Origin of the sequence: Exiguobacterium sp. s124, from assembly GCF_018617485.1 — a bacterium.
In the GTDB taxonomy this organism is placed as follows: domain Bacteria; phylum Bacillota; class Bacilli; order Exiguobacteriales; family Exiguobacteriaceae; genus Exiguobacterium; species Exiguobacterium aestuarii.
On record NZ_JACSKH010000001.1, the window covers coordinates 915,447 to 939,515 of the forward strand.

A 24,069-nucleotide genomic window follows, 5' to 3' on the forward strand; every position below is an offset into this window, starting at 1 on the left:
AAAATCGGAGTGTATGAATTGACAAATAGTGAGAACGTGATAATATTTGAAGTGTGATTAGCACTCGTTAAATATGAGTGCTAATAAAGCGAGGTAACATTTTCAGAGAGGAGTGATGTTGTGCTGACAAATCGACAGTTGCTCATTCTTCGAGCCATCATTGATGATTATATTCAGACGGCTCAACCGGTCGGTTCGCGTACGTTATCGAAACGAGACGATTTGACGTTTAGTTCGGCAACGATTCGGAACGATATGGCCGATTTGGAAGACATGGGGTTAATTGAAAAACCACATACTTCCGCGGGTCGAATTCCGTCAGAAGTCGGATACCGATATTACGTGGACCACCTCGTCGAGAAACAAATTATCGACGAGCGTGAAACGGGTCGTTTAGAAGAGCGTTTAAAACAATCTTCGAAAGAGTCTGAGATCCTGATTCGCCAAGCTGCAGATCTCCTTTCTGATTTGACCAATTATACGACGGTCGCCCTCGGTCCAAACAGTCAGTCTGAAACATTGGCACGTGTGGACTTTATGCCATTAGATGAGCGACGGGGTGTCGTCCTCATCGTCACGGATCAAGGTCATGTCGAGCATCGTACCGTCATGTTTGAATCACGTGTAGCTCCTGACGTCATCGAGGAAACGATTCGATTGTTAAACGATCGTCTCGTTGGGACATCGATCGGGCAACTCAAAGTCCGAATCGGGGAAGAGGTTGCAAAATTGCAACTCGCACAGCGACAGCAATACGAAAATATGATGCAACTGATTCAATCAACGGTTGGGATTCAAACGCCGTCTTCGCTCTATCTCGGAGGTAAGAAAAATATCTTTAACCAACCCGAGTTTCAGACGCTGGACACGCTCCGGCCGTTCCTAGAATGGATTGATGAGCAAGAACGTTTGACGCATTGGCTCGAATCGTTGCCAAATCGCGAGATTTATGTGAGCATTGGGAGCGAGAATGGAATTGTCGCCCTTCAGAATTGTAGTGTCATCACTTCGGATTATACACTAGACGGGAAAACATTCGGAACAATTGCCATGATTGGTCCGACTCGGATGAATTACCGTCACGGTGTGCAAATGATGGGACAAATTATCGAAGCGTTGCGACGAACGAAACTAGATGAGTGACGGAAAGGAGTTTTACTATGACAGCAGATCATCAAAACGGGCATGAGCAAGAAGAAGTGCTTGAAGAAAAATCTGTAGACTCGGCACAGACAGAAGACAACGAGTCAACTGAATCAAATGAAGATGAGGTTTTAAATGCTGAGATTGTGGAAGAAAGTTCTGAGGGGACGGACTTACAAAAAGAAATCGAAGCGTTGAAAGCGAGCGAACTCCGTATTCGTGCCGACTTTGACAACTTCCGTCGTCGGACGAATGAAGAGAACGCAAAACGCGTCAAGTTTGCTTCACAGTCTGTCATTGAAAAATTGATTCCGCTCATTGATAACTTTGAGCGTGCACTTCAAGTACAAGCAACTTCGGAGGATGCGAAGCAAATTCAATCAGGCGTTGACATGATTCATCGTCAGCTTCTCGATGTATTGAATGCTGAGCAAGTCGAAGTAATTGAGGCAGTCGGACAACCGTTCGACCCGAATTTCCATCAAGCAGTCATGCAAGAGCCGAGTGATGAGTTCGAGTCTGGCATCGTGACGATGGAGCTTCAAAAAGGATATACGATGCACGGTCGAGTCATTCGCCCGAGCATGGTAAAAGTTGCAGAATAACACTACTTAACGAGACGGAGGAATTAACGATGGGTAAAATTATCGGTATTGACTTAGGGACTACAAACTCATGTGTGGCAGTAATGGAAGGTGGCGAAGCGGTCGTCATCTCAAACGCAGAAGGTAACCGTACGACTCCTTCGGTAGTCGCATTCAAAGGAGAAGAGCGCCAAGTCGGTGAGGTCGCAAAACGTCAGGCGATCACGAACCCGAACACAATCCAATCAATCAAACGTCACATGGGTACTTCACATACAGTTGACGTCGACGGCAAGAAATTCACACCACAAGAAATCTCGGCAATCATTTTGCAGAAGTTGAAGAAAGATGCTGAAGACTACCTCGGTGAAACAGTTACAGAAGCAGTCATCACAGTTCCTGCATACTTCAACGATGCTGAGCGTCAAGCGACAAAGGATGCTGGTAAAATTGCTGGTCTTGATGTAAAACGAATCATCAACGAGCCAACGGCCGCTGCACTCGCTTACGGTTTAGATAAAGGTGAAGACCATACGATTTTGATTTATGACCTCGGTGGTGGTACGTTCGACGTTTCGATTCTTGAACTCGGTGATGGTGTATTCGAAGTTGTCGCAACAGCTGGTGACAACCGTCTCGGTGGAGATGACTTCGACCAAAAAGTCATCGACTATCTCGTTGCAGAATTCAAAAAAGAGAACGGCATCGATCTTGGAAAAGACAAGATGGCACTTCAACGTTTGAAAGATGCAGCTGAAAAAGCGAAGAAAGACCTTTCAGGTGTCACAAGTGCACACATCAGCCTTCCGTTCATCACAGCAGGTGAAGCAGGTCCACTCCACTTGGAAATGACACTCACACGTGCGAAATTTGAAGAGTTGACGGCTGATCTCGTCGAACGCACAATGGAACCGACTCGTCGTGCCTTGAAAGATGCAGGACTCACGCCATCTGATCTCGACAAGATCATCCTCGTCGGTGGTTCGACACGTATCCCTGCCGTTCAAAAAGCGATCCACGACTTCACGAAGAAAGAACCATTCAAAGGGGTAAACCCGGATGAAGTTGTTGCACTCGGTGCGGCAATCCAAGGTGGGGTTCTTGCTGGAGACGTGAAAGATGTCGTTCTTCTCGACGTGACTCCGCTCTCACTCGGTATCGAGACAATGGGTGGCGTGATGACGAAATTGATCGATCGCAACACGACGATCCCGACATCGAAATCACAAGTGTTCTCGACTGCGGCAGATAACCAACCTGCTGTTGACATCCATGTCCTTCAAGGGGAACGTCCGATGGCACCAGACAACAAGACACTTGGTCGCTTCCAATTGACTGACATTCCACCAGCACCACGTGGTGTGCCACAAATCGAAGTTAAATTCGATATCGATGCAAACGGAATCGTTCACGTATCGGCGAAAGATCTCGGTACGAACAAAGAACAATCAATCACAATTCAATCTTCTTCAGGTATCGATGAGGCAGAAATCGAGCGTATGGTGAAAGAAGCTGAAGCGAACGCCGAAGCAGATAACCAACGTAAAGAAGAAGCAGAACTCCGCAACGAAACGGACCAACTCGTCTTCGCAACAGACAAGGCGATCAAAGACCTTGGTGAGCAAGTGGAAGAGGCGGACAAAGAAAAAGCAGAAGCTGCGAAAGAAAAAGCGAAAACTGCTCTCGAAGGTTCAGACCTTGAGGCGATCCGTACAGCCAAAGACGAATTGTCAGCTGTCGTTCAAGAGTTGACGCAAAAAGTATATGCTAAAATGGCTGAACAGCAAGGTGCTGAAGGCGCAGAACCACAAACGGAAGCGAAACAGGACGATGATGTCGTGGACGCAGAGTTTGAGGATCTCGACGACCGTAAATAAACAGCCGTTGTAAAGGAGAGCGCCAAAGCAGGTTTCTGCTTTGGCTCTTTCCATGTTAAGGTAGAATCGGTAAAATCGATACGTAGATCGTAAGGATAGGAGCGAGAATAGTGGCGAAACGAGATTATTATGAAGTGCTCGGGCTCGACAAGTCGGCCTCGGCGCAAGAAATTAAACGGGCATACCGAAAACTGGCCCGTCAATATCACCCGGACATCAACCAAGAGGCAGATGCGGCGGATAAGTTCAAAGAAATCGGTGAAGCCTATGAAGTGCTTTCTGACGAACAAAAACGTGCCCAATACGACCGATTCGGTTTTGAAGGGGCAAACCAGTTCGGAGGCGGAGGCGATTTCCAAGGTGGATTCGGCGATATCTTTGACATGTTCTTCGGTGGTGGCGGACGTCGTCAAGACCCGAACGCACCGCGTCGCGGGGAAGATTATCAATACGTAGTCGACCTCGACTTCATGGAAAGCGTGACAGGAAAGACGGAAACAATCGAGCTTGAAATCGAAGTCGAGTGTGACACATGTATGGGGAACGGTGCGAAACCTGGAACGAAACCAGAAACGTGTAACCAATGTGGCGGCAGTGGCGTTGAAACGGTTGAGCAAAACACAATTCTCGGTCGTATGGTCAACCAGCGTCCTTGTAGCAAGTGTCATGGTAGCGGTAAGACGATTAAAGAAAAATGCCCGACTTGTCATGGTTCAGGTCATGTGAAGAAGAAACAGACCGTCGAAGTGAAAATTCCAGCCGGTATCGATAACGGGCAACAGATCCGTCTATCTGGAAAAGGTGGTCCTGGAGTAAATGGTGGACCAGCGGGCGACTTATATGTCGTCGTACGAGTGAAAGCCCACGAAATTTTTGAACGTGTCGACCAACACATCGCGATGGAAATGCCGGTCACATTCGCACAAGCAGCACTCGGTGCAGAAATCGAAGTGCCGACAGTTCACGGGAACGTGAGTTTGAAAGTGCCGGCCGGGACGCAAACCGGCTCGAAGTTCCGTTTGCGCGGCAAAGGAATGCCGAGTGTACGTGGTGGCGCCAATGGCGACCAGTATGTCAGCGTCGTCGTCATGACACCGAAAAATATGACAGATCGCCAAAAAGAATTGCTTCGTGAATTCGAAGAAATCAGTGGCGAATCGGGTGTCGAAGAGGAACATGGTATGTTCCAAAAAATGAAGAAATTCTTTAGTCACTAAAAGGAGCGTGTACAAACGATGAAATGGTCTGAAATTTGTGTCCACACGACACAGCTTGCGGTGGAAGCCGTATCGAATTTATTACACGAAGTGGGGGCACAAGGTGTCGTCATCGAGGACGTCGAAGACTTCGACCGAATGATGGCGGAAGACCATTTCGGAGAGATTTGGGATGTCTCGGACCGTGAAACGTATCCGACTTCTGGTGTACACGTCAAAGCGTACGTGCCGGCTTCAGGTGATTTCCAAGATGTGCTCGCAAACTTAAGAAAAGAAATCGAGCGCCTCCGGAGCATGCTCGATATCGGATCAGGCGAAGTCACGGTCGCAGAGATTGATGAAGAAGATTGGGCACACTCATGGAAACAGTACTACAAGCCGGTCAAAATCTCACAACATCTGACGATTGTGCCACTTTGGGAAGAGTACACACCACAACCGGAAGAGAATGTCATCTTGCTCGACCCAGGTATGGCGTTCGGTACAGGGACTCACCCGACAACGATGTTATGCATTCAAGCGATTGAGAACTATATCGAGGAAGGCGACCGCGTCATTGATGTCGGCACAGGCTCAGGCGTATTGTCGATTGCCGCAGCGAAACTCGGAGCCACGAGCGTAAAGGCGCTAGATTTGGATTCGGTTGCCGTTGAATCAGCTCGTCAAAACGTCGAGACGAACGGTGTCGAATCACTCGTTCAAGTAGACACTGGAGATTTATTAAAAGGTGTAGACGGAGAATATGACTTGGTCGTGGCGAACATCCTTGCTGATGTCATTCTTCTTTTCATCGAAGATGCGTATGCACGCACCAAAACGGGCGGTCGCTTCATCACGTCTGGTATTATCGGAGAGAAACGGGCGGAAGTCACGAGCGCTCTGATGGCTGCAGGTTTCGAGATTGAAGAGACACGCGTCATGGAAGACTGGGTCGCGATCATCGCCAAGAAGGGGTAAGCTATGCAACGTTATTTTTTGACACCAGAAGCTTTCACAGGTGATGCTGTGGCACTTCCTTCAGATATCGTTCATCATATCGGAACGGTCCTACGACAAGGGGCAGGTTACGAAATGGTACTTCTTGACGGTGCGGGGAATGAGTATGCATGTGTCGTGACGTCACTTGAGAAGAAGAGTGGAGTGGCGAAAGTACTGTCATCTCGTCGTTCTGAGACTGAATTGCCGATTGACGTGACGCTCGCTTACGCGTTACCGAAAGGGGACAAGGTCGAACTTGTCGCTCAAAAAGCGACCGAACTCGGGATTCATCATCTTCTATTGTTTGAATCCTCGCGATCAGTCGCCAAATGGGACGCGAAAAAAGTGCCGAAAAAGGTAGAACGTATCGAAAAAATCATGCAAGAGGCGGCCGAGCAATCTTACAGAGCCGTCGTCCCAACATGTACGTTCCTCACTTCGAAACAACTGTCACAGCAGTTTGAGCAGTACGATGAAGTCATCATCGCATATGAAGAATCCGCAAAAGAAGGCGAACAGTCGGCGCTTGCCAAAATATTGAATCGACTCAATCCGAAACAACGCCTCCTCGTCATCACAGGCCCTGAAGGCGGGTTCGATTCAGGAGAAGTCACGCAATGGGTGGAGGCAGGAGCAACGGCTTGTGCCTTTGGACCACGCATTCTCCGCTCGGAAACGGCTCCATTATATGCACTGTCTGCCATCTCGTACGCGCTCGAATTGGCGAAAGAATAGAAAAACGGCTGTCCCTCGGGGGCAGCCGTTTTTTCATGAAATCCATTATTTTTTATTGATTGTGATTACTTTTTGCGTCACGTTCCCACCAAGGTCAGTTACTTCAAATGTAAAGGTGTTCTGTCCTTTCGTCACAGGGAGTGAGATAGTTTCGGTACGCGAGAATGCTCGCATCGCGTATGGCTCCTTCAACGTGTGGCTCCATTTTAAATCTCCGTTGACACGAAGTTTGATATCGTCAAAGTTGTCCGACACCCGTACTTTCACATTCACGGTGTTTTGCTTCGCCGAAACGTTTTTCGGCACATTGCTGATCGATAGCGTCGCTTCCGTTGAGTCGACAAAGATTGGACGGACGAAGTTCGTCACGTTACCAGACGTGTCTTCAGCGATGAAGCGAATTTTGTGGAATCCATCTTCATACGCACGTGTCGTATTGAACGTGTATTGTTTTAAAGTTGCGTCATATGTGAGTGGTACGTCCACATCATCGACAGTGAACGATACAACGTCAGAGGCGTCTTTAATTTGACCGATGATTGGTACAATCGATGAACCGTATGGAGATAGGGCGAGTGGTGCATCGACGAAGACACCTGGTTTATCCGCATCATTTTCTGTAGATACGTCCCGTGTGATCACGTTACCCGCATTGTCAGAGACACGTACGGAGAGCTGATCTGTTGATTCAAGTGGCGCATCGAGAGTGAAGTTAGCTGTATCTTTTGCTTCTTTCGCTACGACCTTACCGTTGAGAAGGAACTCGATTCCATTAATGCCGGCGAAATCATCTGATGCTTTGACGCTTGCGACGCCATCATTCCATCGAATCGTGAAACGGGGGTCTGTGTAATCCACTTTGACTGGGATACGTAGCGTCTGGGCTTGTTTTTTCATATAGTCGATGCTTGCTTCAATCTCGTAGTAGTACGTTCCTTTTGGCGCCATCTCTCCATTTAGCTTTCCATCCCAAGCGTTATCAGACGTGTAGTAATAAGGGTCGCCACTTCCACCATCGAAATAGTTCTTTCTCAATTCGTCATCCATCTTGAGGGTACGAAGGACGTTTCCTTGCTCATCGACAATCCGGTACTTCATGTCTTTCGCATTACGTAAAAGTGAGAAGACAGGAGTTGCTGTGTCTTTTGAACCGTCTCCGTCTGGCGAAATCGCTACCGCCTCTTCAGCCACGGACTCATCAAGTTTCTCTCCTAAATAGTTCCCAGCCGCATCAACCAATCCAGAGATTCCATAGAATGAGCCTTCTTCATAAATAGTCTCATCAAAGATTGGTGCTTTACCCCAATCTCCTTCGAATCCAACGAACGGTACGACGAGTGACGGGTGACCGTCAGTACCACGTGGATCTGTCAAACGGAGGAATCCATCGACGAAATACCCGTTTTCAAAGACTGATTTTGCGTCTACCGTTCCTTCTAGCGTCTCGGGATTTAAAACTTTTGCCTTTGAGACGTCAATCGAGACCGTGATTTCTTTCTTTTGGTTTGCTTTCAACGTGACTTTACTCGTGTTTTTGCCGTTGATTTTAATGATGGCCTGTTGAAGTGCCTGAGCTTCCATTGCGTTTTGAATGACCCCGTCCTTGTTCGTGACGGCGAGATCTGTCTGTAGGGAAGCCGCTACATCATATGTGAGAGATTCGTCAGACATATTTTCGACGACAATGGTGAATTTCGCCTTACTTTTCGATAATTCTTTTAATGCGACTTTTGCTTCTTTCGTTTTCTTCTCATATGCGACCGCCGGAGAAGTGACAGCAGCATGGAGTTGCATGAGACCCGCTCCCGCACGACGTGGTGAATATGGAAGAGACTGTTTTAGTTCCTGGTTATACGGTCCGATGTCTGTGACAGGTTTCGATGTATTGAGTAGTAAATTCTTGGCCATCGTGACGCGTGACTTTCCACTCAAGTCGAAATCACGATCGACTCGTTCAAGGACAAGTGCTGCTCCGCCTGCCACGTGTGGTGCAGCCATCGATGTTCCGCTCATCAAACCGTATTGGTTGTCGTTAAACGTTGAGAAGATTTGACCGCCTGGAGCTGAAAGCTCTGGCTTGAAGTCAAGGTTCGGTGTGACGCCCCAAGAAGTGAAATCAGACATCGCACCTGCTGCTCGGTTGTTTACGCTAATGCGGTCACCTGCAAACGTGAGTTGGAGTGGTCCATACTCTAATTTCTCTTTTAACTCGTTCCCGTCTTGGATGCTAAGTGATGCCATCGGGATAAGTGGTTGGTCAAGAGCCATCGATACGTAGTCTCCGTGAGAAACGGCACCTCTCACGATGACACCAGCTGCGCCTTGTGCTTCAGCCGTTTTTTGAATCTTCGAATAGAAATATCCACCGTCGCGAACGGCGAGGACGAGTTTTCCTTTTACATCTTTACCAGCATAATTTTCTGGTTGTCCGTCCCCGACATAGACAATGTCGTATGTGCCTTCTGAGAATGCTGGCCCATCTTGCTTTTTCCATCCAATCTTCTCTTCACCAACGCGGAAAGCATCCAATTGGATTTGATCGTTTTCAAGTGAGGCGACCGATGTAGAGGCTTGGCTGACGCTTGGTGCCCCGACGACACCTGTATCAGGATTTGAAGCTGTCGGTAAGTCGAAACCATGGCCGAAGTATGCCGAGTTTCCGGCAGAGATCGACATAAAGACGCCGTTATCAACAGCACGTTGAACGGCTTGCTGTTCAGGTGAGTCAGCATCGACAAAACCTGCTGTAGATCCAAGGCTCATATTGATGACGTCTGCTCCAAGTTTGATCGCATCGTCAATCGCTTTAATATAGATATCTCCGTATGTAGACGCATAGTTCGGATCGTTACTAAATACTTTAAGACCTAGGATTTGAGCTTCAGGTGCGACACCTTTAATCCCGCCGTTTTCTAAATCACCGTTTGCGGCAACCGTTCCTGAAACGTGCTGACCGTGCATGGAAGCACCCGGAGAATCATCTTTAATATCATCGTTCTCGTCGTAGTAGTTATACGCGTATGGAACTTTTTCATTCACATATTCACCAGGAAGACCAAAAGAAGTGATGGCCTGATCGACTTCTGATTTCGTCAATTCTGCTGTTTTCGCATCCGTGATTCGGTAATCTCGGTGGTCGGCATCAATTCCTGAGTCGATGACAGCGACGACGGTGCCTTCCCCAGCGAATCCATAATCGCCCCACGTTTGTTCGGCTTGTACCATTCCGTTACTTGTGACCATATCTGGTTTCACTTCAGGACGTTCATATTCATTGACGACGTAGACAGTCGCCACTTCTGGAAGGGCTTCGACTTTCGCGATTTCACTTGTAGTGAGGAAAGTAGAGAAGCCGTTAAAGACGGTCGTGAACTCTTCAATCGGCGTAGCGGTCACTCCTTGTTTCTTCAAAGCGGATTTTGCACGTTTTTGTTCAGACTGAACAGATTGTTGCGCTTTGTTTTGTTCTGATTTTGTCAACTCGTTAAACTTTTTCCCCTTTTGTGCTGCTTCTGCAATCGCAGGTGCACCGACGAGTTCGACGACGACCCGAACTTTTTTCTGTTTCTTTTCAAGAACGAGTTTTGGTTTGATCGAAGCTTCTGCCGAAACGGATGTTGTACCTGCTTGAATGAAGGCAGGTGTTAAAGCGATACACGTAGCAAGTGATGCATTTAAATAAATGTTTCTTCGTGACAATATAGATACCCCCTAATATTTGTTATTACCTGTAAAAAAATAAAGATTTTACTTACATTGTGAATTATCATATCGTTGTTCAAACGAAAAAGAGTGGATTTTTTTGTAAAATAGGGGAGTGTTTTTGCACAAATTTTAATGTTCAGACAATTACTATAGACCTAAAACATAAGACCTATATCCGATTTTTTTGGATCAGATGATTTGCGCGAATGACTTGAAAAGTGCAAAAAAACCTGTTAATGTAACGTTAATGTTAAATACCAATAAAACATATCAATTTAGTCAGAATTAAGAATGAGGTGGCGCTATGAATTTACCATTCATGGATATCTTTAAAGATTGGGCGAAAGATTACGATACGGCAGTCGGGGGGCATGACGAGCAATATCATGAAGTATTTATCGGATATGATCAAATGCTTGATGATGTTGCGTTATACGTTGAAGGAACAGTCTTGGAATTTGGCGTCGGCACAGGTAACTTGAGTGCCCGTATTTTAAAAGGACATCCTTTAATTGCAATCGAACCTTCTCCGGAGATGAGGCAGATTGCGATTGATAAATTAGGTATTTCGGTAGAAAACGGTGATTTTCTTCGTTATCCATCTTTCTCACAAGTCGATACCGTCGTATCTTCGTACGCTTTCCATCACTTGACGGATTCTGAAAAAGAATCAGCAATTGATCAATACGTTCGGGAATGGGGACATCCGAAATTTGTATTGCTCGATACGATGTTCGAATCTCCAGAAGCTCGACAGGACATCATTGACTGGGCAACGGCACAAGGGTATTCAGACTTGGTCGAAGACCTAAACCGTGAATATTATCCATACACAACAACCATTCGTACAATGTTAGAGGCGAACGGATACAACGTCACGATGACGCAGAAAAATAAATTCGTTTGGCTTGTCGTCGCTACAAAATAATTAGGAGGAATCACTCATGAAAACATATAACGTCGAAAGTTTTAACCTGGATCATACGAAAGTACAGGCTCCATTTGTTCGTTTAGCTGGTGTGAAAGAAGGAACGGCGGATACCATTTACAAGTATGACATTCGCTTCATTCAACCGAACGAAGGACTCATGCCGATGCGTGCAGTTCACTCTCTCGAACATTTGATCGCTGAAAACAGCCGCAACCATTCAGAAGACATCGTTGATATTTCTCCGATGGGATGCCAAACAGGTTTCTATTGGACGATGCTAAATGATGGGAATTATGAACGAATGCTCGACCTCGTCGAAGCAACGTTACGCGATGCGATGAACGCGGAAGAATTACCAGCGCAAAATCCGGTTCAATGTGGGAATGCGAACCATCATGATTTTGAGGGAGCTAAAAAATTAGCGGCTGACATGCTTGCGAAACGTGACGAGTGGCATATCATCTTCAAGGACGAAGCATAAGATGATTGTCCGTGACGTCTATGAACTCATCGGGGACACGCCGCTCATCGAGCTCCGTTCATTACCTGTACCATCTACGGTAAAAGTATATGGGAAGATGGAGATGATGAATCCGGGAGGGAGTGTCAAAGACCGACTCGGCATGAATTTGATTGAGCGGGCGATGAAGCGTGGAGACGTAGCACCAGGTGGTACGGTCATTGAGCCGACAGCTGGGAATACAGGAATTGGCCTCGCACTCGCTTGTCAGCGGTACGACATTCGCCTCATTACCGTGACCCCTGAAAAGTTTAGTCAAGAGAAACAAGCATTGATGCGTCTCCTTGGGGCGACCGTCGTCAATACACCGACCGAGCTAGGGATGAAAGGCGCAATCAGTCACGCGCTCGAGTTGGCGGAAGAATATGATGCGTACGTGCCGGAACAGTTTTCAAACCCGGATAACCCTGAAGCCTATGTGGACATTCTTTCACAAGAACTATTGAAAGACGTGCCGCAGATTGATGTGTTTGTAGCGGGAGCGGGATCGGGTGGTACATTCACCGGTGTCGCTAAATCATTAAAGCCGCAAGGGACGAAAACCGTCGTCGTCGAGCCGGTCGGTTCGATTTTGAACGGCGGTGAGCCGGGGCCACATAAAACTGAAGGAATCGGCGTCGAAAAATGGCCTCCCTTCTTGGAGCGGTCTTATGTCGATGCGATTCATACGATCACAGACGAGGAAGCGTTTTACTATGTGGCGCATCTCGCGAAACAAGAAGGATTGCTTATCGGGAGTTCTTCTGGGGCTGCCATTGCAGCATGTGTAAAGGAAGCAAATCAAATGTCGGAAGGCACGATTGTGACAATCTTGCCAGACAGTGCAGAGCGATATTTAAGTCAAGGAATTGTCAAGGAGGCAGAATATGCGTACAAAGACAGCACTCATTCACGGCGGTAAGACGACGGACCCATTAACAGGGGCAGTCACACCGCCGATTTATCAAACGAGCACATACAAGCAAGACGGGATCGGAAACTTGCGGGAAGGTTACGAGTATTCTCGGTCTGCCAACCCGACACGAACTGCGCTTGAGACGCTGATTGCGGATATCGAGGGCGGCGTGCAAGGTTTCGCATTCGGTTCTGGGATGGCGGCCATCTCGACCGTACTCATGTTGTTGAAATCTGGAGACCACGTCATCGTCGGGTCTGATGTATATGGAGGAACGTACCGTGTATTCAATCGAGTATTTCAGTCACGAGGCTTGGAGGCAACTTTTGTCGACACATCCGATGAAGCGGCGGTTCGTGATGCGCTACAAGCGAACACGAAAATGATCTATGTGGAGACGCCGACGAACCCACTTTTGAATGTGACAGATATCCGTGCAATGCGCACGATTGCGGATGAGGCAGACGTCTTACTCGTAGTGGACAACACGTTCATGACCCCTTACTTCCAAAATCCAATCGACCTTGGTGCCGACTATGTCTTACACAGTGCCACAAAATACTTAGGTGGTCATAGTGACGTCGTGGCGGGACTCGTCGTCGCTCGAACGGAAGAACAAGGAGAAGCGTTGGCGTTCCTACAAAATTCGATCGGGGCAGTACTCGGACCTCAAGACAGCTTCCTCGTCGTTCGTGGGATTAAGACGCTTGCCGTTCGGATGGAAGAAATCGAATCGAACGCACGAGCGTTGGTCGACTTCCTACAATCGAATGAGAACGTGTCACGCGTCCTACACCCGAGTGTCTCAAGTGAAGAGGCAAAACGAGTCCACTTGTCTCAAGCGCGTGGATTCGGTGGGATGATTGCGTTCGATGTCGGTTCGGCCGAGGCGGCGGAAATGATGGTCGCGAAGACGAAGTACTTCACACTCGCAGAAAGCTTAGGTGCAGTAGAAAGCCTAATCAGTGTTCCGGCTCGTATGACACATGCGTCGATTCCAGCCGAACGCCGTGCAGAACTTGGGATCACGGACGGGCTCGTTCGAATCTCAGTCGGATTAGAGGATATCGATGATTTAATCGAGGATTTGGCACAAGCTTTATCCGCCATTGAACAAGTCAAACAATAATGAGTAAGGACGCGATTTTCGCGTCCTTTTTTCATGAGACAAAAGCCTTGTATCGGAAGTCGTTCATCGACTAAACTGTTTTTAACTTGAAAGAGAGCGGGTGAACGTGTGAATAAGGGAGTTTGGACGACAATCGGGGCCTACGTCATGTGGGGCGTCCTCCCAATCTATTGGAAGTTTTTGCAGGAAGTGCCGAGTGGACAAATTTTGGCACATCGTATCGTTTGGTCCTTTTTATTTATTTTACTCGTCTTAAGATGGACGAATCAGTGGAAAGAGTTCGGTTACGCTCTTCGCCACCCTGCCACACGAAACGCATTCATGTTGAACGGATTCATCGTCAGTGCAAACTGGTTTGTGTACATATGGGCTGTCAATCACGGTTATATTATCGAGGCATCCCTCGGATATTACATTAACCCGCTTGTCAGTATGGTGTTAGGGGTGCTCGTCTTTCGGGAATCATTAAATCGAGTCCAATGGATGGCGGTTGGGATCGCGTCGATCGGCGTCCTCGTCTTGACGCTTGGGTATGGTTCATTTCCGTGGATCTCGTTCGTATTAGCGAGTACGTTCGGTTTTTATGGGATGGTGAAGAAACGTCGACCTCTCGCTTCAACCGTGAGTCTCGGGATTGAGACGTTAGCTGTCGTTCCTGTCGCGCTCATCTTTCTCAGCAATCAGGTCGTCACAGACCAAATTGCCTTTGACATGTCACCGATGATTTGGGTCGCATTGCTAGGAACGGGTGTTGTGACGGCGCTCCCGCTTCTTTTGTTTGGATACGGGGCACAACATATCCCGTTTACGCTCGTCGGTTTTCTTCAATTTATCGCACCGACCATCAGTCTGATAATCGGGGTCGTCATGTATCATGAACCGTTCACGGCATATCACGTCTTCGCATTCACTTGTATTTGGCTAGCCATCTTCTTCTTCAGTTGGAATAGCTGGGTCGTCGCTCGCAAACGTCGTCAACTCATTTGAGTTTGAAAGCTGTTACATCTCGAAAAAACGTGGTAATATGTTAGATGTCAGACTTATTTGTCAGAGGAGGAAATGAATAATGGAATTAGCCCGTTATATCGACCACACAGCTTTAAAAGCTGAAACTACAAAAGATCAAGTTACAAAACTTTGTGCAGAGGCACTCGAATATAAGTTCGCAAGTGTCTGTGTCAACCCGACATGGGTCAAATATGCAGCAGAGCAACTTCAATCAGATGACGACGTCAAAGTATGTACAGTCATCGGGTTCCCACTCGGAGCGAACACTCCTGAAGTGAAGGCATTCGAAACAAAAGACGCGATTGCAAACGGTGCGGATGAAGTAGATATGGTCATCAACATCGCAGCGCTCAAAGACGGCGACTACGATCTCGTAGAGCGTGACATTCGTGCGGTTGTCGAAGCGGCAAACGGTACACTCGTCAAAGTCATCTTTGAGACGTGCATGCTTACAAAAGAAGAAATCAAGAAAGCTGCTGAACTTTCAGTAAAAGCTGGAGCAGATTTCGTCAAAACATCAACTGGTTTCTCAACTGGTGGCGCAACGGTCGAAGACATTCGTCTCATGCGTGAAACAGTCGGACCAGACCTCGGCGTAAAAGCCTCAGGTGGTGTTCGTGACTTCGAAGGCGCGAAAGCGATGATTGATGCTGGTGCGACACGTATCGGTGCTTCAGCTGGTATCGCAATCGTCACTGGTGGACGTTCAGACAGCGACTATTAATAAGTGGTTGACCACACGACTTAATTTCACTATAATATGATATGACGTGTGAAACACGTTTCCTTAGTCGTGTAATTCGGAGGGAGGGAAAACTAGTGGAAACTCGTGTCCGTAAAAACGAATCGCTTGAAGACGCTCTTCGTCGTTTCAAACGCGGTGTTTCGAAAGATGGCACACTTGCCGAAGTTCGTAAACGTCGTCACTACGAAAAGCCAAGCGTAAAACGTAAATTGAAATCAGAAGCTGCGCGTAAGCGTAAGAAATTCTGATTCCAGTTTCATTGTGTAGAGAGGGTGTTGGCTCATGAGTCTTCAAGAACGCTTGACGGACGACATGAAGCAAGCCATGCGCGCTAAACAGAAAGATCGTCTCACGACGATCCGGATGGTAAAAGCGTCGCTCCAAAATGAGGCTATCAAACTAGGTCGTCAAGATCTTACCGAGGAAGAGGAACTCACGGTGCTCAACCGAGAGATGAAACAGCGCAGAGACTCCCTCCGAGAATTCGAAAGCGCTGGTCGTGAAGACCTTGCTTCCAAAGTAGCAGAAGAGATTGTCGTCCTAGAAGCCTATATGCCTGAACAACTTTCAGAAGATGAAGTGACTGCGATCGTTCAAGCAGCAATTGCTCAAACGAACGCATCCGCTCCATCTGATATGGGTAAGGTGATGGGCGTCGTCATGCCGCAAGTCAAAGGCAAGGCAGACGGTGGTCTTGTGAACCGAATCGTCAAACAACAATTGACGAATTGATGAAAAAGCAGAACTTTTCGGGAAACCGAAAGTTTCTGCTTTTTTTTGCGTATTCTGAAACCACATTCAATCTTGTTTCGTATACACTAGAGATAGGAGATAGCTTTGAATTTGGAAGGGGGTAGCAAGACGATGACATTTGGTCTCGGAGTGATTCTGACAGTCTTTTTTGTCGGAGTCGTCCTTCTTGGAATTGAAGTGTTCGTTGCAGGGTTTGGATTGTTCGGTTTGCTTGGGATCGGAGCGGTCGTTGCCAGCTTGATTATGGCGGGTGCGACGATCGGTCAGCTATGGCTCTCAATCGGTTTGGCGGCAGCGGTGCTCACTGGACTCGGTTTCTGGGCATATCGCCGATTAAGTACGAATCGACCGCTCATTTATAAAGGGTTGATTTTGACAGATTCGACATCGACCGAAAAAGGTTACTTGTCCCATGATGACCGTAAACAACTTCTTGGGAAAGTAGGTGTGACGTTAACACCACTTCGCCCGGCCGGTACTGCCGAAATCGACGGAGAGCGTATCGACGTCGTGACAGAGGGTGGCTATCTCGATCAGCAGACAAAAATTCAGGTATATAAAGTGGATTCAGGGCGGATTGTCGTTCGGACCTTTATAGAACCGAAGGAGGATGTAACAGAATGACACCAGAACTATTGACGACGTTACTCATCACAGGTGGAGGATTGATTGCGCTTGCCGTGTTCTTCACGTTCGTACCGGTCGGACTATGGATCAGTTCGTTTGCAGCAGGGGTCCATGTCTCCATCTTCACATTAATTGGAATGCGTCTTCGCCGCGTAATTCCATCAAAAATTGTGAACCCGTTGATTAAAGCGGTCAAAGCAGGCATCGAATTAAATACGAACCAGCTAGAGAGTCATTTCTTAGCGGGTGGTAACGTAGACCGTGTCGTGAACGCATTGATTGCGGCACATCGAGCAAATATCGAATTATCATTTGAGCGTGCTGCTGCCATTGACTTGGCAGGTCGTAACGTGCTCGAGGCTGTACAAATGTCCGTTAACCCGAAAGTCATTGAAACACCTTTCATCGCCGGTGTGGCAATGGATGGGATTGAAGTAAAAGCGAAAGCGCGTATTACGGTACGTGCCAATATCGACCGTCTCGTTGGTGGTGCGGGGGAAGAAACGATTATCGCACGTGTCGGCGAAGGGGTCGTATCAACGATCGGTTCGCAAAACAACCATAAACATGTATTAGAAAATCCGGATATGATTTCACGTACCGTACTCACGAAAGGGTTAGATTCGGGAACGGCGTTTGAAATTCTATCGATTGATATTGCAGACATCGATATCGGTAAAAACATCGGTGCGGTCTTGCAGACTGACCAAGCCGAAGCAGACAAAAAGATTGCGCAAGCGAAGGCGGAAGAACGCCGTGCGATGGCGATTGCCCGCGAACAGGAAATGAAGTCTTCTGTTGAAGAAATGCGTGCGAAAGTCGTCGGGGCCGAAGCGGAAGTTCCACTCGCGATGGCAGAAGCGTTGCGTAATGGTAAACTTGGCGTGATGGATTATGTGAATTACCTGAACGTACAAGCAGATACGGAAATGCGAAAAGCGATTGGGGCACCTGTCGATTCTGAATCAGATAGTGAGTGATTGATATGGAAGGACTTTGGGTACTCTTGTTAGCCGCTTTCGGGATCGCCTCGGCTGTGATGAAGCGTCTTGAAAAGTCATCGTCCTCTGGCGATCGTCCTCAAAGCAGTGAGCTTAAGCGTTATTTGGATTCGGTTGGAGACGTGATGAAAGAGATTGAAACGGCGTTTGATGATTCGGAGCAAAAGCCCACGCCGCAAAAGGTGAGACGGCGAGTCGCTCGAGCTGAAGAGCGACCGGTTCCTCAAGAACGTCAAGTCGAGAGACCGAAAGTGAGTGCGCAGTTCGAGCAAGCAGTAAAAATCCCTCCGATTCAGGAGAAGACCAAACCGAAACAACTGAAAGTTTCGAAAAAGCGAATGCAGGAAGCGGTCATTTGGAGTGAGGTGTTACAACCTCCGGTCTCGAAACGAAAGAAGTAAGGCAAAGGCAGTAACCTCGTGTTACTGCCTTTTGCATGGGGAAATTACGCGGTCTTTCTTTCACGATAGGCGTGTTAGTGCTAAAGTAAAAGAGGAATAACCGATATTTAGAGGGGGCAACGTATCCATTGATTATGACTGATAAAATACCATTCGTCATGGAACATGCGAATGAAGCACAAGCTTTACTCGGACCGAAAGATGAAGTGTTCCAAGCGATTGAGACAGAATTGAAAGTGGCGCTTATCCCGAGAGGCGAGGAATTGATTATCCAAGCTGACACAGGAGAGGCATTAGAATTGACGAAGCAAGTCATCATCACGTTACAGACATTGGTGAAAAAAGGTGCGCGTCTCAATGAAAGTGACGCAATCAGTGTCATCCAACATATTCAAGTCGGAAAGGGAGACGAATTGCTCGAGCATTACGAGCGTGTCGTCTTTACGACGAACAAGGGGAAACCGATTCGCGCCAAAACGGTTGGCCAGAGTCGTTATGTTCGCGCGATTGAACGACGAGATCTTGTCTTCGGAATTGGACCGGCCGGAACGGGTAAAACGTATTTGGCAGTCGTTCTAGCAGCACGTGCGCTAAAAGAAGGTCAAGTGAAACGAATTATCTTGACGCGACCTGCCGTTGAAGCCGGCGAGAACCTCGGATTTTTACCAGGTGACTTAAAAGAGAAGGTAGATCCATATCTTCGACCGTTATATGATGCCTTATTCGACGTTTATGGTGTGGAGCAGACGAATCGATTGTTAGAACGAGGGACAATCGAAGTGGCGCCTCTCGCCTATATGCGTGGACGTACGCTAGAAGATGCATTTGTCATTTTAGACGAGGCACAGAATACGACGAAAGAACAAATGAAGATGTTTTTGACGCGACTCGGATTCGGATCGAAGATGGTGGTCACAGGGGATTTGACACAGGTCGATTTACCGAAAGGGAAGGCGTCAGGTTTACAAGAGGCGTTGCACTTATTAGAGGGCGTGGACGGGATTCATTTTGAACACTTTAGCGCATCTGATGTCGTCCGCCATCCACTCGTCAAGAAAATCATTAACGCCTATAGTACAGACCTCAAGTAAGGAAGTGAAAGAGGTCATTGATCGTGAAAGGGGGGGCACGAATGCAGCAAGCTAAACATTGGACAGTCGCGACGATTTCGCTGATTTTCTTTCTCTTATTAGGTGCAATTCTTTACTTCACCGTGCGCCCGTCCATCATCAGTGTGGAACCACTAGGGATTGCTGAACAAGACATCCGGTCTCCGATCACAGTCGAGGACCGAGTGGCGACTGAACGGTTGAAACAAGAAGTGACGAACGGCGTCGGTAGTCAGTTCTCGCTCCGAAGAGAATTTGCTGACCAACAGATTGCGAAAGTCGAGCAATTGTTTGCAGCGTTCGATCAGACGGACGACGAGACGGAACTTGCGGATATTAAGAGCCGTTTGAATTCGACGGAGGCGAACGGGATTCTCGCAGACGAAGAACTAAACTCACTTCTTGAGGCGACGGAAGACACTCGGCAAACCGTCGAAGACGTGACGGTGACGGCGTTGCAACAAGTGATGGACGACCGGATCGAGACGAGTAATGAAGCAGTCGCAGCTGCTCGAGATCGTGCGGCTGCAATCGTCGATCAATCACCGCTCTCGTTCGAATTCCGTGCAATCGCGAAGACGCTCAGTGATGAACTCATCGTTCCGAACTATGTGTTCGATTCTGAGGCGACGCGTCAAAAAGAGCAGGAGGCTGTTGATGCGGTCGACCCTGTCATCATTCAAGAGGGACAACTCCTTGTTAGTCAAGGAGAAGTCGTCACACGTGAGATTTATCGGAAGCTAGAATTAACTGGAGCAATCGATCCGAACCGTTCACTCGCGCCACTGTTTGGCTCGTTCTTGTTGAGCGGATTGTTGACGGGTGGTTTCTTATTCATGCTCATCCGTTCAAAGATTAAAGATTTATTATTGAGCCCAAAAATATTGGTGACTGTCTATGGGTTGCTTCTTTTACAACTTGGTATCTTCTTCGGCGTCGGATATATCGGTGTCGACTATACGACGTATGCTTATCTCTTGGCGCCGACCGCTTTCGTCGTTTTGTTACTCCGAATCTTGATTGACGAACGGGTCGCGCTCGCATCTGCCTTCATTACGATGATTGCGGGTAGTATCGTCGTCACGTTCGGACAAAGTACGAATTTCATGACGTTAGTGTACGTCGCAACCGGGAGTTTTTTAGCTGTCTTTTTAGTCGAGCCGAAAATTCAGCGGAAGCGCTTGTTCTTGTCGGGGATCTTGCTCGGTGTCGTGAACATTATTATGGTCATCGCGTTACTTCTATTACGAAACGTTCAGATCACTTGGGAAATGGCGATGTATCTTTCTGGATTCGCCGTCATTAGCGCCTTGTTGTCCATCGTGTTGACGTTTGGATTCTTACCTTTCCTAGAACCGTGGTTTGGCGTCTTATCGTCTGGTCGACTTGTCGAGTTGATGAGTCCGACACATCCGTTGTTACGCAAACTTTTGATGGAAGCACCGGGCACATATCATCATAGTATGATGGTAGCAAACTTGGCGGAATCGGCATGTGAAGCGATTGGTGCAGACGGCTTGCTCGCAAGGGTAGCGAGTTATTACCATGACCTCGGAAAGACGGAACGTCCTCTTCACTTTATTGAAAACCAACAAGGTGGAGGGAATCCGCACGATCGACTGACGCCAGAAGAGTCCGCGGATATCATCATGGCTCATCCTTATGACGGGGCCGATCTGTTACGACGCTATAAATTACCAAAGGAAATCATTGATATTGCTGAACAGCATCATGGGACTTCCTTATTGAAATATTTTTATGTCAAAGCGAAAGAAGATCATGAGAAAGACGTTGTGGAATCTCGATTCCGTTACCCTGGTCCGAAACCTCAAACGCGAGAAGCGGCGGTCGTCATGATTGTCGATTCGATCGAGGCAGCCGTTCGTTCGCAAAAACAGCCGACGCCTGAGAAAATTCGGATGCTCGTTCGTGCCATTATCCGAGACAAGCTGGCAGATGGGCAGTTTGAGGACTGTGAATTGACGACAAAAGAAATTTGGCGCGTTGGTGAGAGTGCGTGCGAGACGTTAACGGGCTTGTTCCATGAACGAATTGAATATCCAGAGCTAAAGAAAGAGGGAGAATTGCATGCAAATCATCTCGAACGATGAACATGAATTGTTAACGGTGTCTCAAATCGAACTTGTCGAGTCGATTTTACAACATGCCGCACAATTAGAAGACGTGGAAGAACCGAGTGAATTATCCGTCACGTATTTAACGAATGAAGAGATCCATGAAGTGAATCGGGAATGGAGGGGCAAAGATGCCCCGACCGATGTAATTAGTTTTGCCTTTGATGAAATGGGTGAAGACGAGATGGATTTCACGCTTGATGAGGATGAACCACATCTCCTCGGAGACTTGGTCATTTCAGTGGAACGTTGCCGAGAACAAGCGGCGGACTACGGTCATTCGTTCGAGCGGGAGCTCGGTTTCTTGGCCATCCACGGATTCCTTCATCTGTTAGGATACGATCATATGACGCCAGAGGAAGAAGCGGAAATGACCGCAAGACAAGAAGAAGTCCTTACTCACTTCGAGTTGAAGCGAGGCAACGTGTGAGACCGTTCCGTGTGGCATGCGAGGGAATCCTCCATGCCATTCGTACAGAGCGGAATATGCGTATCCACCTCATCGCGGCCTTACTCGTCTTCGCTGTGGCGATATGGTTACAAACGACGAAACTAGAAAATCTAGTTCTTCTCGCCTGGGTGACGTTGGTCATCAGCCTAGAATTGATGAATACTGCCATCGAGCGGGCGGTCAATTTAGTCACACAAGAGGTCCATCCGCTCGCGAAACAGGCAAAAGATGTGGCTGCAGGTGCCGTACTCGTCGCTTCTATAGGAGCCGCTGTAACAGCACTCATTATATTCGGTCCAAGACTATGGAACGTGCTATACTAAGAGTTCTGAAATTGAGAAAGCAGGTGCATTATGTATCAAGAAGATTTTAAATCTGGTTTCGTGTCGATCATCGGTCGACCAAATGTCGGTAAATCGACATTCCTTAACCGCGTGATCGGACAAAAGATTGCCATCATGTCGGATAAACCACAAACGACACGAAACAAAGTACAAGGTGTGTATACGACGGATGATTCCCAAATCATTTTCATCGACACACCGGGAATCCATAAACCGAAACATCGCCTCGGAGACTTCATGATGAAAGTGGCGACAAACGCCCTTCGCGAAGTCGATGCGATTCTTTTTATGGTGAATGTGACGGAACCTCGCGGTGCAGGTGATGACTTCATCATCGAAAAACTGAAAGGACTCGACACACCAATCATTTTGGTGATGAACAAAATCGATTTGATTCATCCGGATGAACTTCCAAAAGTGATTGAGCAATACACGAATGAGTTGGACTTTGCAGCGTATGTACCGATTTCAGCACTGCAAGGCAATAACGTCGAACCGCTCCTAGGAGAAATCAAGAAACTGTTACCTGAAGGACCGATGTATTATCCGGCCGATCAAGTGACAGACCACCCGGAGCGTTTTATCATCTCTGAGATGATTCGCGAAAAAGTGTTGCATAAGACACGTGACGAAGTCCCGCACTCAATTGCTGTTGCAATCGAATCAATCAAGAAACGTGAAAACTCCGAGATGATTGATGTCGAAGCGGTAATCATGGTAGAGCGTGATTCGCAAAAAGGGATCATCATCGGCAAAAAAGGGACGATGCTTCGTGAAATCGGAACAGATGCCCGACAAGATATCGAGGCGCTTCTCGGTACGAAAGTGTATTTGAACCTTTGGGTCAAAGTTCAAAAAGACTGGCGTAACAAGATGGGTCAGCTTCGTGACCTCGGTTTCCGCGACGACGAGTACTAAGCCATGTTACAAAAAGTCACGGGAATCGTCATTCGTACCGTCAATTATGGTGAATCGAATAAAGTCGTGACATTGTTTACGGAAGAGCTTGGCAAAGTTGCGATTATGGCAAGAGGTGCGAAGAAACCGGGAAGTCGGTTCCATGCCTCGAGTCAACCGTTTGTAGAAGGTGTTTATATTTTCCCGTCTAGCCGAGGACTCGCTCAGTTAAAATCATCTGATGTCATGACGTCCTATCCAGAGGTTCGCAAAGATGTCGATCGGATGGCGTACGCGATGTATTGGTTAGAGCTCGTCGACCGATCTGTCGAGGATCGCGTACAAAATCGTCCGTTATTCCGGATTTTACAGGACGCGCTTCAAGCATTGAATGCAGGAATGGACCCAGATGTGATCACGCATCACATGGAACTGCGCATGCTACATCTTCTGGGTGTTTCTCCTGTGCTGACCGGATGTGTCCGCTGCGGGGACGTGACGGACCCGATGTATTTCTCGGTCGCATCCGGAGGATTTTTATGTGGTCGCCATCGAGAAGAAGGATCGATTCAATTGTCAGAGCGCCTAGCCAAACTACTCTATTTGATGAGCAAGCACGAACTGTCGGAATTTCGGAACGTGCCGTTGTCAAACGAGTCGAGACTCCTATTGCGTCAACTGTTCGATGCGTACATGGAATCGTATAGCGGATTGCGACTGAAGACGAAGCGAGTGCTCGATCAAATGATTCGACTTCATCTGAATGAGGATTGACTTTTTAAAGTGAATTCGATACGATGAGTTACGATTAGACAATGAAATAGCGTGCGCGATGAAGGAAATAAGTAACTCTTCATGTCATGAATGAAGCGAGTTCGGGGTGG

Annotated in this window: 24 protein-coding genes; 23 read left to right on the top strand and 1 reads right to left on the bottom strand. The window is 47.6% G+C overall.

Annotated features, from left to right (window positions below; translation table 11 throughout):
• The first annotated feature begins 120 nt into the window (after positions 1 to 120).
• The 6 genes from hrcA (at position 121) to KNO85_RS04810 (ending at position 6,534) form a co-directional block, all read left to right on the top strand.
• A complete protein-coding gene (hrcA, locus tag KNO85_RS04785) occupies positions 121 to 1,143 on the top strand; it encodes a heat-inducible transcriptional repressor HrcA (RefSeq protein ID WP_214787385.1) in 1,023 nt (340 codons plus the stop codon).
• 17 nt (positions 1,144 to 1,160) lie between these two features.
• On the top strand, positions 1,161 to 1,748 hold the full coding sequence (gene grpE / locus KNO85_RS04790; RefSeq protein ID WP_214787386.1) for a nucleotide exchange factor GrpE: 588 nt from the start codon (positions 1,161 to 1,163) through the stop codon (positions 1,746 to 1,748).
• A gap of 29 nt (positions 1,749 to 1,777) precedes the next feature.
• On the top strand, positions 1,778 to 3,604 hold the full coding sequence (gene dnaK / locus KNO85_RS04795) for a molecular chaperone DnaK (protein WP_214787388.1): 1,827 nt from the start codon (positions 1,778 to 1,780) through the stop codon (positions 3,602 to 3,604).
• 110 nt (positions 3,605 to 3,714) lie between these two features.
• On the top strand, positions 3,715 to 4,821 hold the full coding sequence (dnaJ, locus tag KNO85_RS04800) for a molecular chaperone DnaJ (RefSeq protein ID WP_214787390.1): 1,107 nt from the start codon (positions 3,715 to 3,717) through the stop codon (positions 4,819 to 4,821).
• 18 nt (positions 4,822 to 4,839) lie between these two features.
• Positions 4,840 to 5,778 (top strand): 50S ribosomal protein L11 methyltransferase, encoded by a 939-nt coding sequence (gene prmA / locus KNO85_RS04805; RefSeq protein WP_214787392.1) that lies wholly within the window; start codon positions 4,840 to 4,842, stop codon positions 5,776 to 5,778.
• A gap of 3 nt (positions 5,779 to 5,781) precedes the next feature.
• Positions 5,782 to 6,534 (top strand): 16S rRNA (uracil(1498)-N(3))-methyltransferase, encoded by a 753-nt coding sequence (locus KNO85_RS04810; protein WP_214787394.1) that lies wholly within the window; start codon positions 5,782 to 5,784, stop codon positions 6,532 to 6,534.
• A gap of 45 nt (positions 6,535 to 6,579) precedes the next feature.
• Here KNO85_RS04810 and KNO85_RS04815 read toward each other — a convergent pair whose 3' ends face one another.
• Entirely contained in the window at positions 6,580 to 10,233 is a 3,654-nt protein-coding gene (locus KNO85_RS04815; protein WP_214787395.1) for a S8 family serine peptidase, read from the bottom strand.
• 310 nt (positions 10,234 to 10,543) lie between these two features.
• Between KNO85_RS04815 and KNO85_RS04820 the strand changes: the two genes are divergently transcribed.
• The 17 genes from KNO85_RS04820 to recO all read left to right on the top strand — a co-directional run bounded on the left by KNO85_RS04820 (position 10,544) and on the right by recO (position 23,959).
• The gene (locus tag KNO85_RS04820; protein WP_214787397.1) at positions 10,544 to 11,167 is read left to right on the top strand and encodes a class I SAM-dependent methyltransferase; all 624 of its coding nucleotides are present in this window, start codon (positions 10,544 to 10,546) and stop codon (positions 11,165 to 11,167) included.
• 16 nt (positions 11,168 to 11,183) lie between these two features.
• A complete protein-coding gene (locus tag KNO85_RS04825) occupies positions 11,184 to 11,651 on the top strand; it encodes an S-ribosylhomocysteine lyase (protein ID WP_214787399.1) in 468 nt (155 codons plus the stop codon).
• 1 nt (position 11,652) lies between these two features.
• The gene (locus KNO85_RS04830; protein ID WP_214787401.1) at positions 11,653 to 12,591 is read left to right on the top strand and encodes a PLP-dependent cysteine synthase family protein; all 939 of its coding nucleotides are present in this window, start codon (positions 11,653 to 11,655) and stop codon (positions 12,589 to 12,591) included.
• A complete protein-coding gene (locus KNO85_RS04835) occupies positions 12,557 to 13,714 on the top strand; it encodes a bifunctional cystathionine gamma-lyase/homocysteine desulfhydrase (protein WP_214787403.1) in 1,158 nt (385 codons plus the stop codon). The genes KNO85_RS04830 and KNO85_RS04835 overlap by 35 nt, the downstream gene beginning before the upstream one ends.
• Positions 13,715 to 13,822: 108 nt before the next feature.
• Positions 13,823 to 14,701: an EamA family transporter RarD gene (gene rarD, locus KNO85_RS04840; protein ID WP_214787406.1), complete on the top strand. Its 879-nt coding sequence runs from the start codon at positions 13,823 to 13,825 to the stop codon at positions 14,699 to 14,701.
• Between the two features lie 79 nt (positions 14,702 to 14,780).
• Positions 14,781 to 15,446: a deoxyribose-phosphate aldolase gene (gene deoC / locus KNO85_RS04845; protein ID WP_214787408.1), complete on the top strand. Its 666-nt coding sequence runs from the start codon at positions 14,781 to 14,783 to the stop codon at positions 15,444 to 15,446.
• 74 nt (positions 15,447 to 15,520) lie between these two features.
• Positions 15,521 to 15,715, top strand: a complete 195-nt coding sequence (rpsU, locus tag KNO85_RS04850; protein WP_029334745.1) for a 30S ribosomal protein S21 — start codon at positions 15,521 to 15,523, stop codon at positions 15,713 to 15,715.
• Between the two features lie 34 nt (positions 15,716 to 15,749).
• Positions 15,750 to 16,199 (top strand): GatB/YqeY domain-containing protein, encoded by a 450-nt coding sequence (locus KNO85_RS04855; protein ID WP_074033373.1) that lies wholly within the window; start codon positions 15,750 to 15,752, stop codon positions 16,197 to 16,199.
• Between the two features lie 105 nt (positions 16,200 to 16,304).
• Positions 16,305 to 16,844 (top strand): NfeD family protein, encoded by a 540-nt coding sequence (locus KNO85_RS04860; protein ID WP_224861488.1) that lies wholly within the window; start codon positions 16,305 to 16,307, stop codon positions 16,842 to 16,844.
• A complete protein-coding gene (floA, locus tag KNO85_RS04865) occupies positions 16,841 to 17,827 on the top strand; it encodes a flotillin-like protein FloA (RefSeq protein WP_214787409.1) in 987 nt (328 codons plus the stop codon). The genes KNO85_RS04860 and floA overlap by 4 nt, the downstream gene beginning before the upstream one ends.
• Positions 17,828 to 17,832: 5 nt before the next feature.
• Entirely contained in the window at positions 17,833 to 18,249 is a 417-nt protein-coding gene (locus KNO85_RS04870; RefSeq protein WP_214787411.1) for a hypothetical protein, read from the top strand.
• 134 nt (positions 18,250 to 18,383) lie between these two features.
• Positions 18,384 to 19,340, top strand: a complete 957-nt coding sequence (locus KNO85_RS04875) for a PhoH family protein (protein WP_214789806.1) — start codon at positions 18,384 to 18,386, stop codon at positions 19,338 to 19,340.
• A gap of 41 nt (positions 19,341 to 19,381) precedes the next feature.
• Positions 19,382 to 21,469, top strand: a complete 2,088-nt coding sequence (locus KNO85_RS04880; protein WP_214787413.1) for an HD family phosphohydrolase — start codon at positions 19,382 to 19,384, stop codon at positions 21,467 to 21,469.
• On the top strand, positions 21,447 to 21,923 hold the full coding sequence (ybeY, locus tag KNO85_RS04885) for an rRNA maturation RNase YbeY (RefSeq protein ID WP_214787415.1): 477 nt from the start codon (positions 21,447 to 21,449) through the stop codon (positions 21,921 to 21,923). The genes KNO85_RS04880 and ybeY overlap by 23 nt, the downstream gene beginning before the upstream one ends.
• Positions 21,920 to 22,267 carry a diacylglycerol kinase family protein gene (locus KNO85_RS04890; protein ID WP_214787417.1) on the top strand — a complete coding sequence of 116 codons (348 nt, stop codon included), beginning with the start codon at positions 21,920 to 21,922 and terminating at the stop codon, positions 22,265 to 22,267. The genes ybeY and KNO85_RS04890 overlap by 4 nt, the downstream gene beginning before the upstream one ends.
• 30 nt (positions 22,268 to 22,297) lie before the next feature.
• Positions 22,298 to 23,206: a GTPase Era gene (gene era / locus KNO85_RS04895; RefSeq protein ID WP_214787419.1), complete on the top strand. Its 909-nt coding sequence runs from the start codon at positions 22,298 to 22,300 to the stop codon at positions 23,204 to 23,206.
• A gap of 3 nt (positions 23,207 to 23,209) precedes the next feature.
• Positions 23,210 to 23,959 carry a DNA repair protein RecO gene (gene recO / locus KNO85_RS04900; RefSeq protein ID WP_214787421.1) on the top strand — a complete coding sequence of 250 codons (750 nt, stop codon included), beginning with the start codon at positions 23,210 to 23,212 and terminating at the stop codon, positions 23,957 to 23,959.
• The last annotated feature ends 110 nt before the right edge of the window (positions 23,960 to 24,069 follow it).